This window comes from Lactobacillus sp. JM1 (assembly GCF_009834385.1).
In the GTDB taxonomy this organism is placed as follows: domain Bacteria; phylum Bacillota; class Bacilli; order Lactobacillales; family Lactobacillaceae; genus Lactobacillus; species Lactobacillus paragasseri.
In genome coordinates, this window is record NZ_CP044412.1 from 1,100,876 (window position 1) to 1,116,842 (window position 15,967).

A 15,967-nucleotide genomic window follows, 5' to 3' on the forward strand; every position below is an offset into this window, starting at 1 on the left:
TTAGTCCTCCATATCCTTTAGATTTAAGCTCAACGCTTTCTTTAAAGCAGGATTATTATCTTGTAATTTTTGAGCAACTGCTAGATAAAGCTGAGCTTGTACTTGCCCATTTACTATACCATCTGTTGTCAAGTCATGTTCTTTTTGAAATTTAATTACAGCATTCTTGGTTTCATCATCAAAAACGCCAGTAACATGCTTGGGTAAATAGCCTAAGGCAGTTAAATATTGCTGCAAGGTAACCACATCAACACCAGTCATGGACTTCTTCAAAACGCTCATACTTTGGAATTGCGGCAATTTTGCTAAAGGTGATTCAGAAACTGGATAAGTTGGCTTAAGCCCCTTTTGATTAATCCAAGTTCCATTTGGCGTCAACCATTTAGCAACTGTATATTTATACTCTGAATCCTCAGTTTGTCCTACTTGCTGAACAGTTCCTTTACCATAGCTTGTTTGACCAACTGAAACCCCGCAATGATTTTGCACTAAAGCAGCTGTAAAGATTTCACTTGCACTAGCAGTATTTCCATTAATTAAAATAATTGGCTTGAGTGAAGTATGAAAGTCTCCTGAAAGCTTCTTATCAGAGCGAATTACTTCTTTTTCCTTGCGGTCCTTGTATTGCATAATAATCTTCTTGTTTGGCAAGAAATAAGATGCAGATTTCAAAGCAGCATTCATTTCACCGCCTGGATTATCCTGCAAATCAATAATTAACCTAGGATATTTTTGAGTGTTGATTGACTTTAAGGCACTCTTCAAGTCCTTAGCAGTATTCACGTCAAACTGCGTAATTGTAATAATGGTCGCATTACCTTCTGTACGTTTAGTTAAGCTAGACTGCGAAATTTTAGCGCGCTTTAAAGTAACATTAAAGGTTGAATTAGCACGCTTGAGTTTCAGCGTTACTTTGGTGCCAACTTTTCCTCTAACTAAGGAAGCGACTTTAGTGAACTGAGCCGCGCTGACTTTTTTATTATCAACAGCCACAATTTCATCGCCAGGCTTAATAGTACTCTTTGAAGCTGGAGAATTAGCAACAATAGAGTCCACAACAACTTTATTGTTGCGTACTGCCATCTGAATACCAACTCCGCCAAAAGTTGAGCCTTCTAAGATGTTATTAACTTGTTCTTGTTTCGCGCCACTTAATCCTTCTGAAAAAGGATCATTAAGACTATCAAGCATCCCGTTAATTGCCCCTTGGCGCAATGTTTGCGATGAAACTTTTTTATAATATGAACCTTGTAATTGCTCATACACTTTTTCAACTTGATAAAAAGGCGACTTTAATTCCTTAACTTCCATAATTCCAAAGGTCAAACCTGCACCAATCGCTGCACCAGCTATACCAGTTAACAAAAATTGGGCATATTTGGGAAGATGTTTCTTTTTATTTTTTGTAGTCTTCTTTTGATGAGAATTATTGGGTTCTACTTCTGCCATATTAGCCTCAGTTCATATTGTCTAAATATAATTGATATGCCTTGTCAAAAACACTCATGCTTGGCAAATAGCCAGCGTTTAACTCTAAGTAGTCTGATAACTTTTCATAGTCTTCTTCTTGTTTTGGAAAAGAACTATCGTGTTGAGCATTATTAGCAAATTGAACAATATCGTCTACCGATCCTGGATTTCTTTGCGTCATTAAAAAGCGATAAAAGCTTTCACGATAAGCCATTAATACTCCTCCATTGTATAGAATACTGCATATGCTCCGCTACCTGCGTGAGTTGAAATAATCGGACTCGTTACTCGAGTTAAAACCTTGATATCAGGATTAATTTCTTTAATCTTTTCAGTCCAAACTTTCATATCTTCGGGAGTATCAACATAAGAAATTGCTACTTCTTTAATTTCCTGCTTGTGTTCTTCGATATCTTTTAAAACGCGTTTATCGCAATTTTTAGAAAATTTCTTACCGCGTCCTTTTTTAGCGACTTCAAGATGACCACCTGGCATGTGCAATTCAATTCGGATATTTAATAAGGTAGCAATCTTACCCGCAAGCGGTCCAAGACGACCTCCTTTAATTAAATTATTGAGGTTTACAACCATCATATAGAGTTTTTGATGTTCTTTAAGTCGCTCAACGTGGGCGACAATTTCTTCAAGACTCTTACCTTCTTTGGCATCTTTAGCTGCAGCTAGTACTTGGTATGCTTCTGCTCGATCAGTTAAGCCAGAATCAATCAAAGTTACTTCTTTGCTCTTACCAATCAAATCCGCAGCTTGTCTAGCAGCCTCAATTGTTCCACTTAAAGAGTGAGCAAGAAAAATACCAACAACTTGACTGCCATCATCAGTCAAATCTTTAAATACTTTTTCAAAAACTCCAATTGATGGTTGACTGGTTTTAGGCAATTCTTTTGATGCATCCATCTTTTTCACAAATTCTTCGCGGCTAATGTCAACGCCATCTGTGTAAGTCTGACCATTAATGGTAATGGTTAACGGAACCACGGTAATGCCATATTTATCAATTTCTTCAGGAGTTAATTGAACTGAGGAATCAGTTACTACTTTAATCTTAGCCATGCTAGCTCCTATCCCCTATTCTTCTTTTATTATTATTCTATGTTAGAATTTATTAAGTACAACCTCAAGTATATCAAAAATACAAAAATGAGTTAAAATTTATTAAATAGATTATAAAAGTATATAAGGCGGAATCAATGAATGTCTTTTAAACAATTGTGGCAAGAGCCAAAAAATCGCTCAAAAACATACAACATTTTAAATAATATTTTTAGTGCTATTACTCACGGGATTGGTTTTTGCCTAGCAGTAGCTGGATTAGTAATTTTAATTGTAAAAGCTGCCCATACAGGAAGTGCGGTAAGAGTAACTGCCTTTACTCTTTATGGTTCAAGTTTGATTATTCTCTATCTCTTTTCAACACTCTACCATAGTTTGATTTTTACTAGAGCTAGAAGGGTTTTCCAGATATTTGATCACTCCTCAATTTTTATTTTAATTACTGGAACTTATACACCCTATACTCTCGTTGCAATTGGCGGAGCTAAAGGTTGGGTAATGTTTAGCATTATCTTAGCTCTAGCAATCTTTGGCATCTTGTTTTATATTTTCAATCAAGGAAAACACGTTGTCTTAGATACGATTTTATACGTATTAATGGGCTGGATTGTCATCATTGCTTCTAGCACCCTTTATCCTGTTCTTGGACCAACTGGCTTTTGGCTCCTAGTTTGGGGCGGAATTGCTTATACTGTTGGTGCTATTTTATTTTCAATGCGCGGAGTTCCTTATATACATGTGATTTGGCACATGTTTGTTTTACTCGGATCAATCTTGATGTATTTTTCTATTTTATTTTACGTTTAAAAAAGGCAAGTAGTGATTTTTCACTGCTCGCCTTTTTGCTAGCTATTTTTAATTATTTAAAGAAAGGAATTCAGTAATTGCTGCTTCGTTGTTGCTAATTACTCCTTCAAGGACTGCCTTCTTAATTTCTTCTAGTAGTAGACCCACTCTTGGTCCAGCTGGAATACCATTTTTTAATAAAAAGTGGCCATTAATCACTAGATCGTGGCTATTTTTAATTGGCAAAGCTTCATAACCATCAACCAAAGCACTGCCGTTAATTGGCTGACCTAAAATATGCGCCAAATCAATGGTCGAAGCAATAGTTTCTAAGCCAGCTTGATATAAGTCATAATTATTTGGGGCACGTGAACTAATTAAGTCAAAGAAAGCAACAATGTCAGCGACTTGACGCTCCATTGCATTAGAATTCTTCCACATCCGCATAAAAGAAGGAATCTTCTCATTTGGTAATTTTAGTAAAATAATCATCAAAGCCCATAGATTAGCTTCAGTAGTAGGACTAAAATTGAGTTGAGGATAAATAGCCAAATTCTCTTTTTTACCTTTAAAACCTGGAACTTCTTCAGATAAACCAGTGTCTAAGAAAATCTGAAAAGCCTTTTGGCTACCGGGAGCAATCCCCATTTTAACAAATTCGTCGCGAATTCGTTCAACAGAAATCTTACTGAGCAATTCATGATTATCGCTAATTGCTTGCTCAGTTTCTGGTTCAAGCGTAAATTGCAATTGACTCATAAAACGAACTGCCCTCATCATTCTTAAGGCATCTTCGTGGAAGCGGTTCTCAGCTTTACCAACTGCACGGATTAGATGCTTGTCTAAATCACCCAAACCATCGAAGTGATCAATGACATTGCCATCAACATCCATGGCTAAAGCATTAATTGTGAAGTCTCTTCTCTTCAAGTCTTCTGACAAGTTCTGAACAAAAGTTACGTGATCGGGCCTACGGAAGTCTTGATATCCTGATTCCGTTCTAAAAGTTGTAACCTCGTAACTTTCACCTTCATAAAGAACTGTCACTGTCCCATGTTTGATTCCCGTATCAATTGTCTTTTTAAAAATTTGCTTAATTTCCATTGGATAAGCACTTGTTGCAATATCAACATCATGGATATGACGATTTAAGAGCAAGTCTCTAACACTGCCTCCAACAAAATAAGCCTCATAACCCGCTTCATTAATTTGTTTTAAAACTGGAAGCGCGGCGGTAAAAACTTCCGGTAAATTGGTAATCTTCATATATTCCCTATTCCCCTTAATTATTCCTTAGTTTTGTAAGAAAGAAGGAAGTAACATGACTAAGATTTTCAATAAACAACTCTTTAAACAATTATTTTTCATAACTCTTGGTTGTAGTATTTATGCTTTTAGCTTAGATGCCATCAGTATCCCTAACAAACTAGCTGATGGTGGAATAAGTGGTATTGCGCTTTTACTTAGATATTGGTTCCATATCAATCCTGGTCTATCAACGTTACTTCTAAATATCCCCTTAATTATAATCGGATATCGTTTTATGGGCAAACGGCTACTTGCCTTGACCATTTGGGGCACGCTTTGTCTATCCTTCTTTTTATCATTTTGGTTACACATTCCTATTATAAACCAATTAGATTTAGAACATGATCTTTTTATTGCGGGTGTCTTGGCAGGACTTTTTTCTGGCTTTGGCATCGGAATTGTCTTTAAATATGGCGGCACCACCGGTGGAACCGATATTATTGCTAGGATATTAGATTTAAAGTTAGGTATACCTGTTGGGAAGTCGCTTCTTGGTCTTGATGCTTTTGTTTTGACAATTTCCTTAACTTACTTAGACATTAAGCATATGATCTACACGTTACTTGCGAGTTTTGTATTAGCGCGAATTACTGATTCAATCCAAGCAGGCGCTTACGCAGCACGTGGACTTTTTATTATTTCTGATAAGTATGAACAAATTGCTAAGATGATTGATGTGCAGCTAGATCGCGGCTATACATTTTTAAATGCCGAAGGTGGCTATGATCACTCCGCTAAGAAAATGATTTATTGTGTGGTTTCTCCTAGAGAAATTAGCCAGGTCAAAGAATTAATTTTGCGTGAAGATCCCAATGCCTTTGTTTCCGTAGTTGATGTACATGAAGCATTAGGCCAAGGCTTTACTTATGAAAGAAAAAAGAGACATATTTTCTTTAGAAGATAGTAAGAAATAACCTAGCCATTGTGGTTAGGTTTCTTTTTTTGTACTTAACTCCAAAAATAAGTAAAAAATATAGATAATTTGGAGTTAACTCCAAAAACTTGCTAAAAAAGATCAAAGTTTGGAGTTAACTCCAAACTTTTGCTAAAATATATTTATAAATATACATACTTTATATATGCCAATCGTTTACTATGGAGAAAAAATGCAAAAATATGTTAATCGTCCTGAATATTTGGACTTCTTAAAAAGATGGCAAAATAAACAAATTATTAAAGTAGTATCTGGTGTACGTCGTGCTGGAAAATCTACTCTCTTCTACCTATTTCGTAATTATTTAAAGGAACATGAAGGAGTTAAAGATGAACAATTCATTAGTATCAATTTTGAAAATATGAAATATGATAATCTTCGCAATGCTCAAGATTTATATGATTATCTCGAAAATAAGATTCTCCCTGACCAAATGAATTATATTTTTCTTGACGAAATACAACACGTTAAAGAATTTGAGAGAGTTGTTGATTCACTCTTCTTAAAAGATAATGTCGATATCTATTTAACTGGTTCTAATGCATATTTCTTAAGCAGTGAAATTGCTACACTACTTACTGGTAGATATGTAGAACTTAAAATCTTGCCATTATCTTTTTCTGAATTTGTTGCTTGGCATAAACAGAACGATAAGTTTACTAATAATGATGACATGTTCAATAAATATCTTGAAAGTTCTTTTCCTTATACCTTATTTATTGATACTCCTAAAGAAAGAAATGAATATCTTCAAGGCGTTTACTCTACAATTGTCTTAACTGATATTGTTTCTCGTTTAAATATTAAAGACACACCAGTTTTGGAGCGAGTTATTCAAAGCCTCTACTCTTCAATAGGCAGTCAGGTTTCTATTAATAAGATAACTAATACTCTCAAAAGTGCTGGGTATTCCTCTAGCAACAAAACGGTTGATCGATACTTAGGCGGTATTCTAGACAGTCTATTAATGTATGAAGCAAAAAGATATGATATCCATGGTCGTCAACTCCTAAATAGTCAGAGTAAATATTATGGTGTTGATATGGGAATTAGGAATATTCTCCTGCCTGACCATCAAGAAGATTTTGGACATATTATTGAAAATATTGTTTATTTAGAGTTACTTAGACGCAATAAAGCAGTTTATGTTGGAGAAAGCAATAAATATGACGTAGATTTTGTCGGAATTAACGATATGAATGAGCTTTCCTATTATCAAGTTGCTTTAACTACTATGGATGAAAAAGTGCTAAAACGTGAATTGAGATCGCTAGAGCAAATTCGTGATTCTTACCCTAAATATCTGTTAACTTTAGACACTATCAACCGCACAGCAAATTACAACGGTATCCAAAAACTTAATTTAATCGATTGGCTATTAAGCTAATTAACATGGCAATAGATTGATGTTAGATCTGATGCCATATTTTATATTCCTTAATTCTTGCGAGAGTTAAAATAAGAATTCTATGATATCAATGAGTTTCAATACTTCACAAAAACAAAAATTTATTTTTCAATCTATTTACGGTTAAAAAAAGGTCGAAAAGATTTTCGACCTTTTTTATTGCGCGCGTAAACTTGTTGCTTCATTCAAACCAACTATAATTTTAGCTTATAATCTTTTGAATTTTTATTCTTCAAAGAAATCATCATCAATATCATACAATTCATAATTTTGACGAATTTGTACCCCCACTTTGTACTGAATCATCAAATTTGTCAGCATTTCCCCATCAACTAATGCAATATTCAACTGCTTTGCTGCATCCCTTGCATCATTAGTAAACGAAGAAGTAGTAATAAATACACCACGATCTGCTTGTTTACGTCTAAGTGCACCAAAAAAGCTATTAATTTCAGGACTACCTACAATATTTTTTTCTGAATATCTTTTAACTTGCACGTATACTGTACGCAAACCTAATGGATCTTGATTAATGATTCCGTCAATACCACCGTCATTAGATTTCTGAGTTACGACGGATTGTCCGTTAGTCCCTTTATATCCCATATCATTTAAAAGCTGAACCATCATATGTTCAAATTGATAAGGATCCGTACTACGTAATTTAACAATTAATTGTTCAGATAAATCACTACTTTGCTTATCAAACCAGTCTTTTATTTGTTTTTCAGTTAATTCAAAAGTTTGATCTTCAGTGATATCATTATCAATTTCTTTTTTATTTTTTAACTTATTTTGATGTTCAATGTACGCTGGCTGAGAATGAACGAAATCACGTGTAATATTCAATCCGTATTTAGCTAATGCTTCTTTTCCTGTTTCACTTATCCTATAGATACTTCTTCTAGGTGAATTAAATAAACCCGATAATTTTAACTCACTTAAGGCCCATCCGACACGATTATATGCGATTAAATCGTGATATTTAGATGCATATCTTAAATTAGCAAGTTCTTCAGGTAAATCAACTTCATCAAGTACTGCTTGATCCAATTCTTTCCCTATCCATTCTCTTTTAGTACTTGCCACCTGCAATACAGGACCAAGAAAAGCATCCCATGTCGGCATTCCATTATCACTATGCTTTAAAGTTCTATAATCAATCATTTCTTTTTCCCTGACATTTTTGTTATATATTATTTTTAGTGCAGTTAAATATCCATCTTTAAATGCGCCATAATTTTTAATTTAAATTATACCAAGAAACGGTCGAAAAGCTTTTCGACCGTTTTTACAACCGCATTGTGATTGTAAATTATTTTATTCCTTCACATTTTTCAAAGCCTTGCGGACGGCTTCGCTGATTGCCCGACTTGTAGCAAATGCACCAGAAACCGCATCAACATCTGGAGTGTTTTCTTTAACAATACGCTCTGGAATAACCTTAATTATATTCCTTACCTTTGTTATCGCTTACAAGGAATATTATAAGTGTTGACTACGGCTTTGTATAATAATTAGCAGCGTTGAGTTGTGATTGTGTTATTTAATTTTGGATAAAAATAAGCTACCTGCCATGGTTTGTGGCAGGTAGCTTGAGTTGGCGCTATTTCTGTTTTAACTTTTGAATTTCTTCCTTTAAATCGTGGTTTTGTTTTTCAATTTCATCCAACTTTTGCATGATCTTTTCTAGTTGCACGTCTTTATCGTCCGCCTTATTATCCTCCCTCACAAAATATGTCGTAATCGAACTTGTTAACATCCCAATTACACCAATTCCTACTAGCATTAAAACTAAGGCTACTATTTTTCCTACAAAGGTATGCGGAGATATGTCACCATAGCCAACAGTCGTTGCAGTGGCAATTGCCCACCAAAATGACTGAGCTAAGGAAACATGCTCGGTCATAGAATAAGTAATTGCGCCAACAATTAAAAGGCTAAGACTAGTGTATAAAAGATAAATTAAACCATTAGTATAAAGAATTTTTCTCAATCTACCAGTTAAACCAACTAAGCGCAAAACTCTAAGCAACCGTATAAGTCTTGCTAGTCTCCCTAGTCGAGCTAATCTGAAAAGTGTAAAAAATCCATTTACAGGGATGATTGATAATAAATCAAAAATATTATGTTTGAAGAAACTCCACTTATCTTCTGCGATAGTCAGTCGATAAAAATAGTCTATCGCAAAAATTACTAAGATACCATTGTCTACCCACATCCATATTCCAGTATTTAAATTAATAACTGAAGCATAGTCTAGGATAACAAGAATAATGGATATTACGGCTAAAATAGCCATAGTGAAATTATATAGTTTTTCTTTTTTGGACATTTGCTTTAATTATTATTTTGTTCCATATTATGTTGAGTTTGTAATTCACCAGAAGTTTTCATATTATCTGGTACTGCTTCAAGTGCCTGCTTAGAACTCATATTGTTATGTTGCATTAAATAAAGTGACGGTGACACCCCATATTTGTTTACAAAATCTGATAAAGAATTAGCTGGCGGCAGTTGAGACTGTGGCTGCGTATTCTGAGATTGATTAGTTTGAGTTGTATTATTTTGTTTGGGTTTTGTGACAGATTGTTGTGAATTAGCCCTGTTTTGTTGAGGCTGACTTTGCACATTACTCTTAGCAGATTGTTGTACATTTTGAGATTGAACGCTCTGCTTTTTAACTGGTTTATTACTACTTTTTTCAACTTTTTGCTTGCTTTTACTACTCTTTACACTTCTTTTCTTTATGAGTGACGCATTATTCGTACTTTTTACATGTTTCACTGTAGAACTATGATTTGAACATCCAGTCATGGTAAATAAGTATAATAAACTTAAACATCCAGTTATTATTTTAAATTTTGTATTCTTCATATCTATTTTCTTAATCCTTATCCTCAAAAAAATCATCTAGTTCGTAAGTCGTAATAACTTTCTTAGTTACGTATAACTCATATTTAGCAACTAAATCTAATAAATGCTCACCATCAATTAAAGTAATTACTCGTGTGCCAGCACGGGATGCTTTTATAGCATCTCTTGTAAAAGTTGAAGTAGTAATGAAAATGCCATATTCAGCTCTAAACTTATCCATTGCTCCACGAAATTTATCAATTTCTGGTGATGATACTGAATTACTAGGATCCCATCTTTTAGCTTGTATCGCAACACGTGCCGTCCTAAAATCATCAGTTCTAATATAGCCATAACCATCAAGTCCGCCATCACCTGTAAGTTTAGTACCAATATTTTCATCAATATCTACATTCATTTTTGTTACTAAACCACGACAAAATAGTTCAAACTTTGCAGGACTTAAACTGAGCAGCGCATCAAGAAGTTTACTCTTCCAATCTTCCTCATCAGTTATTGCTTCATCTTCCTTAATGTCTTTTTGAGAATTTTTTACTTTTTTATTCTTATTAATTTTCGTTGATTGTAAAATCAAATTGAACACTTTAGAAAAATAAAAAGTCCATTCGGACCTGTTTGATAGAATGTTAATAACCACAAAAACTTTCTATTGGAGGTCAAAATGGACTCTTTACATTCTACCATGAACCAGCACGTTAAAGGAAAGCATTTATCATTTGAAGAGCGAGTTATTATTCAATTGCGTTTGAAAGATGGCTGCTCTTTGCGTGCAATTGCTCGTGAACTCAACTGTTCTCCTTCTACTATCAGTTATGAGATTAAACGTGGCACTGTAAAACTGTATCATGGTAAAGTCAAAAGATACAAGGCTACTCAAGGACATGATGTATATCAAGCTCATCGTAAAAATTGTGGGCGCAAATCAGACTTTCTCAAAAAAACTCAATTTATTCACTATGTCCACAAACATTTCTTTAAAGACGGTTGGTCGCTTGATGTTTGCAGTAATCGTGCCACTGCTGCTGGCGAATTCTCTAGCAGCGATGTTGTCTGCACCAAAACTCTTTATAATTACGTTGATAAGGGCTTATTAGGCATTTATAATTACGACTTGCCTGAGAAGCTTAAACGCAATACCAAGCTTCATCGTGTTCGCAAAAACAAGAAAAAGCTTGGCAGAAGTATTGAAGAACGTCCAAAAGAAATTAGTGAACGTAATGAATTCGGTCATTGGGAATGCGATTTGGTTCTTGGACATAAGACTAAAGATGATGAAGTGCTGTTAACCTTATCTGAGCGCATGAGTCGTGAATTCTTAATTATTCGTATTCCCGACAAGACTTCTATCAGTGTCATGCAAGCCTTTAAAGAACTCCAAAGACAATACAGTGAACACTGGAATGATATTTTTAAAACTATTACCACTGATAATGGTTCAGAATTTGCGGATCTGTACAACCTAGAAGAAGCCTCCAATACACTGGTTTACTATGCCCATCCTTACACTTCTTGTGATAAGGGAACAGTTGAAAGACACAATGGTCTTATTCGCAGATTCATTCCTAAAGGAGAAGCAATAGCTAACTATTCTTTACAAAATATCATTGATATTGAAACCTGGTGCAACTCATTGCCAAGAAAGATCTTAGCTTATCATACACCAGATGAAATCTTTGAAAGAGAATTAGATCGAATCTATCAAGCAGCTTAACCAAAAGTGTTCAATTTATTATTGCAATTTACGTCTTATTAATTTTTTCTTGCCATTGAGGAAGTGAAATTTCGTAAACTGAAGTACTTAATTCTTCACTGGTTCCATTGTATTGGCGTCCCTTTTCAGTCAAAGTTACTATGCCCTGTTTGGGTCTTTCGAGCATTCCCGCCATAATTAAATTAGAAATAGCAAAGTTAAAGGCGAAATTAAACGGTAAGTATTTTCTTCCCTTTCTTGATGTTTTATACATAGTTAGTATATTTTCTGGGATATTTTCGTCGCTTTCAACTACTGCTCTTTTTAGATCTTTAGTAGTTGACTGACCACCAACTTGTTTCAACTCATCAATTATTGGTTTCATTAAATAGGCTTGTTGATCTTGCCTATTCATGTTTGTGAAATTAGTCATTATTGTTTTCCATCTTCTAGTATTAAATTTCAAAACTAGTATATCAAAATTATTACCATAGATTTACTCTCTTCTTGTTTGGGAGCATGCATTTTTTCGAGCCAAGAAAGTTTATTTCGGATACTTTTAAACTTTTGTATAAATAAAAATCCTATTAAATCAAAGTCCATAGTTCATGTAATACTAAGATTTAATAGAATTTTTCTACTCCTGTTTTTCCGATCAAATATCATGTTATATTAAAGCAATTCTTAATTTAAAATATGTCTATCTAATTACAGACTATCTGAGGAAGCCCATAAGACAAAAGGGCTATAAAATATCAAATTATTTCAGAACTAAATATTTTATTTATTTGATTAAATTCTTTCTGTTCACTTAAATCTATCATTCCTAATTCTTGTAGAATGAATACTTGTACTAAATATTGAAGTAGTTGTACTGAATGCCATAAATCTGTTGTATTTTCAATAATTTCTCCTTTTTTATTTCCATGAACAATAAAAACTCGTGTATTCTTTATTAACTCTGCCCACTTTTTTATATTCATACCTATATCTTTTTCAACCTTATTTATGAATTCATCAGAAAAAGTACATAACATCTTTTTTATTTTATTAAGTAGACACTCGTCTTTTTTTAATTTTTTCCCTCTTCTATAAAATATAACTTTTTCTTTTCTATAAAATGCTTCGATTCCTTGTGTTAAATTTATTAGCATATTTTGCATACTCATTGTATAGCTAACTGTTAATAAATAGTCTTGTATTAATATCTTTAATTCTGAACTAGCATTAAACCAATTTGACACTATTTTGTTGAAATTAATATCTGTATTAAATTGAAACGTATAAAATGCACTTAATTCAGGCATTTCTTTGGGCGATCTCGTTTCTAAAAAATATACATCTTCAGAAACCTGAGTAGCTTTATCCCCTTTTATCCCACGTTTTGATAATTGTGTTGTATTAACTGGCCAAGCAAGGATTACTGACAATATCTTTCTAAATTCAGTGGCGAAGTATATTGCATCAGAAGTTGAAATGTTATTTTCGCCTTTTATTAATAAATACGCTTTATTAGTATAGATAACATTTCGGTTTTCATTTTTACTTCTTTCAGAAATATCTTCCACTAAAAACACATTAAATACTCGTCCTTCAAAAGTAAACTTAGACAAAAATATGTTATCAGAACTAACTATTGATAAAGACATATCATCTTTAACCACAAATTTCTGTGCTGGAGCAATCCATCTATCTAACATATCGTAATCTAAAATCAAATTATTTAATGTGACTTTTTCATCTGGAAGATAATCTGTTATGGAAAACTGTATTAAATTCCATGATTGTTTTGTTATAGCAAAGGGAAAATGAAGCGTATCACTTTTGGCAATATTAGGAATAAATATGTAATATATATTACTATCAGCGACACATCCAAAAATATTGTTAATCCGTCTTAATTTTGTCCCAAAAGTAATAGCTCCATGTTTTAATGGCCATCCTTGGAAAAGATCTAATGTCATCAATCCATTTTTATAATTCAAAGTACCATATTTAAACTTATCTTTATCTGTTAACAAATTAGTATAAGATTTTAGAGGCATCCAACCAGCATCAATTGAAAAATCATCTAACATATTTTTCTTTAAAAGTAAGTTATATTTCATATTAGCCTCAGCATTTAGATTATCACTCAATCTTGTCATCTCGACTTTCTATATACTATAAATTACTATAATCTCTACATTTTAATCTTTAATTACAAAAACAAGTATATCAAAGATTATTATTCTAAATTCATATATTCTTGTTTGGGAGCAACGTAAGTTGGGAGATATTACTAAGCGTATTAGTAGAAAAAATTTAAATTTAGATTCAACGCTACCTTTAACTATCTCTGCTCAATATGGATTAGTAGATCAGCGTAAATTTTTTGATAAACAGATTGCAAGTAAAAAACTAGAAAATTATCTTTTATTAAAGAATGGCGAGTTTGCTTATAATAAAAGCTATTCAAAAGATTATCCTTTCGGAGCTATTAAACGATTAAATAATTATAAATTAGGTGTTTTATCGACTCTGTATATTGCCTTTAAACCAGTTTCTATAAATACTGATTACTTAGAAGAGTATTTTGATTCAACAAAATGGTATAAAGAAATTTATAAACGAGCCACCGAAGGAGCAAGAAATCATGGTTTATTGAATATCAGTCCTCAAGATTTTTTTGAGCTGAATTTGAGCATCCCGAATAATAGAATTGAACAAGAAAGAATATCAAAAATTTTAAAATTATTGTCTTTGGTTATCACGCTTCAGCAACGAAAATTGGAACAATTAAAAACTATAAAACAAGAGTTAATAAAAAGAGTATTTTCTAACCATAATTGGGAAACTGTTAGATTTAAAGATATAGTTCAATTAAACCGAGGATTAACTTACCATCCTTCTGATATAACTAATAATGCAGGAGTTAGAGTATTGCGGTCATCTAATATTCAGAATTCGAAGTTAGTTTATAATCATGATGATGTATTTGTAAAAAAGAATATAACTGATCCTCAACATTCTTTAAGACAATATGACATTCTAATAACAGCTGCTAATGGTACAGTAAGTTTAGTTGGTAAACACGCTTTATACCTGTATGACGATGAAAATCAAGCAGGTGGATTTATGATTCTTTTGCATGCGAAGAATCTCTTTTTTATTAATTGTTTATTAGATTCCGATTGGTATAAGCGTCAATTAGCTAGATTAATAACTGGTGGAAATGGATCAATTGGTAACTTAAAAATATCAGATTTACAAAAAACACTCGTAAAAATTCCAAAAGATTCGATTCAACAATCTATAGGAACCACATTTTATAAATTAGATCAAAAAATTGAATTAAAAGAAAAAAAAGTTATAAATCTTAATAACTTAAAACAATTCCTTCTCCAAAACATGTTTATCTAGCACAAAAGGACATCACTACCCGATGTCCTTTTTGTTTAACCTAATTGTGATAAATGATGTAAAATTTTATCATTATCTTTATTTTCAAGTTCACGAATAATGTGAATATATGTTTCCTGCGTTGTAGTCGTATTACTATGTCCTAATCTTTTAGCTACGCTAGCTATAGAAACCCCTTCATATAAAAGTAGCGAAGCATGAGTATGACGCAAACCGTGGATTGAGATGATCGGAATATCTAATTTTTCACAATATGTTGCCAGCTTCTGATTTAACGTAGAATTATATACTCGCTGATCTTTATCAAAGAATATCAATTGATCATCTTCTTTAGAACGAATTAAGGATTGGAATTGCTGCATTAATTGCCAGTCTATCATAACAGAACGATTAGATGATTCATTCTTAGTAGGTTGAAAATGACCTTCTTTTTCTTTGTAATTCCATGATTTATTAATAATTATCCTCTGTTTTTCAAAATCAAAGTCTTCTTTAGTTAAAGCTAACGCTTCAGCAAATCGTAAACCAGTTTTAGCAATTAGTAAAAAGAACCAGTCCCAATTAAGTTCAGAACTTAAATCTAATGATCTAAGTAACTTTTGCAAATCAAACAAATTTAAATACTTTATTTTCTTTTCACTAGGACTGCATCCCTTAATAATTGCACGCCTTGTTGGATCGCTTTTTAGTAACCCATCGTCTACCGCGTCAAATAGTCTAGCTTTTAGATGATGATGAAAATCTAAAGTTGTAGTCTTTTCATGATTACGTGCATACAAATTTAGAATCTGTTGATAGTTACGACGATTAAGTTCATTCATATGTAGATTCGGTGCAAGTTCTTTCAATCGCTTTTGAACTAAATAATACTTATCAAGAGTAACTTGTCGAACAGCATTATCTTTGTAAATATGAATCCAATCAAGGTAATACTTGTAAAATAGCTTGGTGCTATATTTCTTTTGTGACATAGAAAAACCTCCTTAAACAATTAAGTCACGTACTTAATTGTTTAAGGAGG

The 15,967-nt window shown here is 32.9% G+C and carries 15 protein-coding genes and 2 pseudogenes; 5 read left to right on the top strand and 12 right to left on the bottom strand.

Annotated features, from left to right (window positions below; translation table 11 throughout):
• From F3I00_RS05645 to F3I00_RS05655, 3 genes are read right to left on the bottom strand one after another with little or no spacing between them, the layout of a single operon-like run.
• Complete coding sequence (locus F3I00_RS05645) at nucleotides 1–1,449, bottom strand: S41 family peptidase (protein WP_065169695.1); 1,449 nt, start codon at nucleotides 1,447–1,449, stop codon at nucleotides 1–3.
• 7 nt (nucleotides 1,450–1,456) lie between these two features.
• On the bottom strand, nucleotides 1,457–1,684 hold the full coding sequence (locus tag F3I00_RS05650; RefSeq protein ID WP_020807008.1) for a YozE family protein: 228 nt from the start codon (nucleotides 1,682–1,684) through the stop codon (nucleotides 1,457–1,459).
• Nucleotides 1,684–2,541 carry a DegV family protein gene (locus tag F3I00_RS05655; protein ID WP_020807009.1) on the bottom strand — a complete coding sequence of 286 codons (858 nt, stop codon included), beginning with the start codon at nucleotides 2,539–2,541 and terminating at the stop codon, nucleotides 1,684–1,686. The genes F3I00_RS05650 and F3I00_RS05655 overlap by 1 nt, the downstream gene beginning before the upstream one ends.
• 141 nt (nucleotides 2,542–2,682) lie before the next feature.
• On the opposite strand from F3I00_RS05655, the gene F3I00_RS05660 reads away from it, so the two are divergent.
• Nucleotides 2,683–3,348, top strand: a complete 666-nt coding sequence (locus F3I00_RS05660) for a hemolysin III family protein (RefSeq protein WP_003651163.1) — start codon at nucleotides 2,683–2,685, stop codon at nucleotides 3,346–3,348.
• A 48-nt stretch (nucleotides 3,349–3,396) separates the two neighbouring features.
• On the opposite strand, the gene F3I00_RS05665 is transcribed toward F3I00_RS05660, so the two are convergent.
• On the bottom strand, nucleotides 3,397–4,593 hold the full coding sequence (locus tag F3I00_RS05665) for a CCA tRNA nucleotidyltransferase (RefSeq protein WP_065169694.1): 1,197 nt from the start codon (nucleotides 4,591–4,593) through the stop codon (nucleotides 3,397–3,399).
• Between the two features lie 55 nt (nucleotides 4,594–4,648).
• Between F3I00_RS05665 and F3I00_RS05670 the strand changes: the two genes are divergently transcribed.
• A complete protein-coding gene (locus F3I00_RS05670) occupies nucleotides 4,649–5,539 on the top strand; it encodes a YitT family protein (RefSeq protein ID WP_020807011.1) in 891 nt (296 codons plus the stop codon).
• Nucleotides 5,540–5,741: 202 nt separating this feature from the next.
• Nucleotides 5,742–6,956 (top strand): ATP-binding protein, encoded by a 1,215-nt coding sequence (locus F3I00_RS05675; RefSeq protein ID WP_020807012.1) that lies wholly within the window; start codon nucleotides 5,742–5,744, stop codon nucleotides 6,954–6,956.
• A 246-nt stretch (nucleotides 6,957–7,202) separates the two neighbouring features.
• Here F3I00_RS05675 and F3I00_RS05680 read toward each other — a convergent pair whose 3' ends face one another.
• The 5 genes and pseudogenes from F3I00_RS05680 to F3I00_RS05700 all read right to left on the bottom strand — a co-directional run.
• On the bottom strand, nucleotides 7,203–8,144 hold the full coding sequence (locus tag F3I00_RS05680; protein ID WP_159311029.1) for a restriction endonuclease: 942 nt from the start codon (nucleotides 8,142–8,144) through the stop codon (nucleotides 7,203–7,205).
• A gap of 153 nt (nucleotides 8,145–8,297) precedes the next feature.
• A pseudogene (locus F3I00_RS05685) lies at nucleotides 8,298–8,435 on the bottom strand (FMN-binding protein); the annotation flags it as partial.
• A 148-nt stretch (nucleotides 8,436–8,583) separates the two neighbouring features.
• The gene (locus tag F3I00_RS05690) at nucleotides 8,584–9,312 is read right to left on the bottom strand and encodes a potassium channel family protein (protein ID WP_024273065.1); all 729 of its coding nucleotides are present in this window, start codon (nucleotides 9,310–9,312) and stop codon (nucleotides 8,584–8,586) included.
• A gap of 5 nt (nucleotides 9,313–9,317) precedes the next feature.
• Nucleotides 9,318–9,854, bottom strand: a complete 537-nt coding sequence (locus F3I00_RS05695; protein WP_133258104.1) for a hypothetical protein — start codon at nucleotides 9,852–9,854, stop codon at nucleotides 9,318–9,320.
• Between the two features lie 10 nt (nucleotides 9,855–9,864).
• Nucleotides 9,865–10,410 (bottom strand): annotated as a pseudogene (locus tag F3I00_RS05700) (restriction endonuclease); the annotation flags it as partial.
• 105 nt (nucleotides 10,411–10,515) lie between these two features.
• On the opposite strand from F3I00_RS05700, the gene F3I00_RS05705 reads away from it, so the two are divergent.
• On the top strand, nucleotides 10,516–11,565 hold the full coding sequence (locus tag F3I00_RS05705; protein WP_087261310.1) for an IS30-like element ISLga1 family transposase: 1,050 nt from the start codon (nucleotides 10,516–10,518) through the stop codon (nucleotides 11,563–11,565).
• A gap of 28 nt (nucleotides 11,566–11,593) precedes the next feature.
• On the opposite strand, the gene F3I00_RS05710 is transcribed toward F3I00_RS05705, so the two are convergent.
• Nucleotides 11,594–11,977, bottom strand: a complete 384-nt coding sequence (locus F3I00_RS05710; protein WP_236547629.1) for a winged helix-turn-helix domain-containing protein — start codon at nucleotides 11,975–11,977, stop codon at nucleotides 11,594–11,596.
• Nucleotides 11,978–12,299: 322 nt separating this feature from the next.
• Complete coding sequence (locus F3I00_RS05715; RefSeq protein WP_198430889.1) at nucleotides 12,300–13,682, bottom strand: HEPN domain-containing protein; 1,383 nt, start codon at nucleotides 13,680–13,682, stop codon at nucleotides 12,300–12,302.
• Between the two features lie 130 nt (nucleotides 13,683–13,812).
• Between F3I00_RS05715 and F3I00_RS10795 the strand changes: the two genes are divergently transcribed.
• On the top strand, nucleotides 13,813–14,946 hold the full coding sequence (locus tag F3I00_RS10795) for a restriction endonuclease subunit S (RefSeq protein WP_159311030.1): 1,134 nt from the start codon (nucleotides 13,813–13,815) through the stop codon (nucleotides 14,944–14,946).
• A 35-nt stretch (nucleotides 14,947–14,981) separates the two neighbouring features.
• Here F3I00_RS10795 and F3I00_RS05725 read toward each other — a convergent pair whose 3' ends face one another.
• On the bottom strand, nucleotides 14,982–15,917 hold the full coding sequence (locus F3I00_RS05725; RefSeq protein ID WP_020807019.1) for a site-specific integrase: 936 nt from the start codon (nucleotides 15,915–15,917) through the stop codon (nucleotides 14,982–14,984).
• Nucleotides 15,918–15,967: the final 50 nt, after the last annotated feature.

Bases quoted from the DNA above. Each gene is read 5' to 3' on its own strand.
- F3I00_RS05645 (WP_065169695.1), bottom strand. From the start codon at position 1,449: ATGGCAGAAGTAGAACCCAATAATTCTCATCAAAAGAAGACTACAAAA.
- F3I00_RS05650 (WP_020807008.1), bottom strand. From the start codon at position 1,684: ATGGCTTATCGTGAAAGCTTTTATCGCTTTTTAATGACGCAAAGAAAT.
- F3I00_RS05655 (WP_020807009.1), bottom strand. From the start codon at position 2,541: ATGGCTAAGATTAAAGTAGTAACTGATTCCTCAGTTCAATTAACTCCT.
- F3I00_RS05660 (WP_003651163.1), top strand. From the start codon at position 2,683: ATGTCTTTTAAACAATTGTGGCAAGAGCCAAAAAATCGCTCAAAAACA.
- F3I00_RS05665 (WP_065169694.1), bottom strand. From the start codon at position 4,593: ATGAAGATTACCAATTTACCGGAAGTTTTTACCGCCGCGCTTCCAGTT.
- F3I00_RS05670 (WP_020807011.1), top strand. From the start codon at position 4,649: ATGACTAAGATTTTCAATAAACAACTCTTTAAACAATTATTTTTCATA.
- F3I00_RS05675 (WP_020807012.1), top strand. From the start codon at position 5,742: ATGCAAAAATATGTTAATCGTCCTGAATATTTGGACTTCTTAAAAAGA.
- F3I00_RS05680 (WP_159311029.1), bottom strand. From the start codon at position 8,144: ATGATTGATTATAGAACTTTAAAGCATAGTGATAATGGAATGCCGACA.
- F3I00_RS05690 (WP_024273065.1), bottom strand. From the start codon at position 9,312: ATGTCCAAAAAAGAAAAACTATATAATTTCACTATGGCTATTTTAGCC.
- F3I00_RS05695 (WP_133258104.1), bottom strand. From the start codon at position 9,854: ATGAAGAATACAAAATTTAAAATAATAACTGGATGTTTAAGTTTATTA.
- F3I00_RS05705 (WP_087261310.1), top strand. From the start codon at position 10,516: ATGGACTCTTTACATTCTACCATGAACCAGCACGTTAAAGGAAAGCAT.
- F3I00_RS05710 (WP_236547629.1), bottom strand. From the start codon at position 11,977: ATGACTAATTTCACAAACATGAATAGGCAAGATCAACAAGCCTATTTA.
- F3I00_RS05725 (WP_020807019.1), bottom strand. From the start codon at position 15,917: ATGTCACAAAAGAAATATAGCACCAAGCTATTTTACAAGTATTACCTT.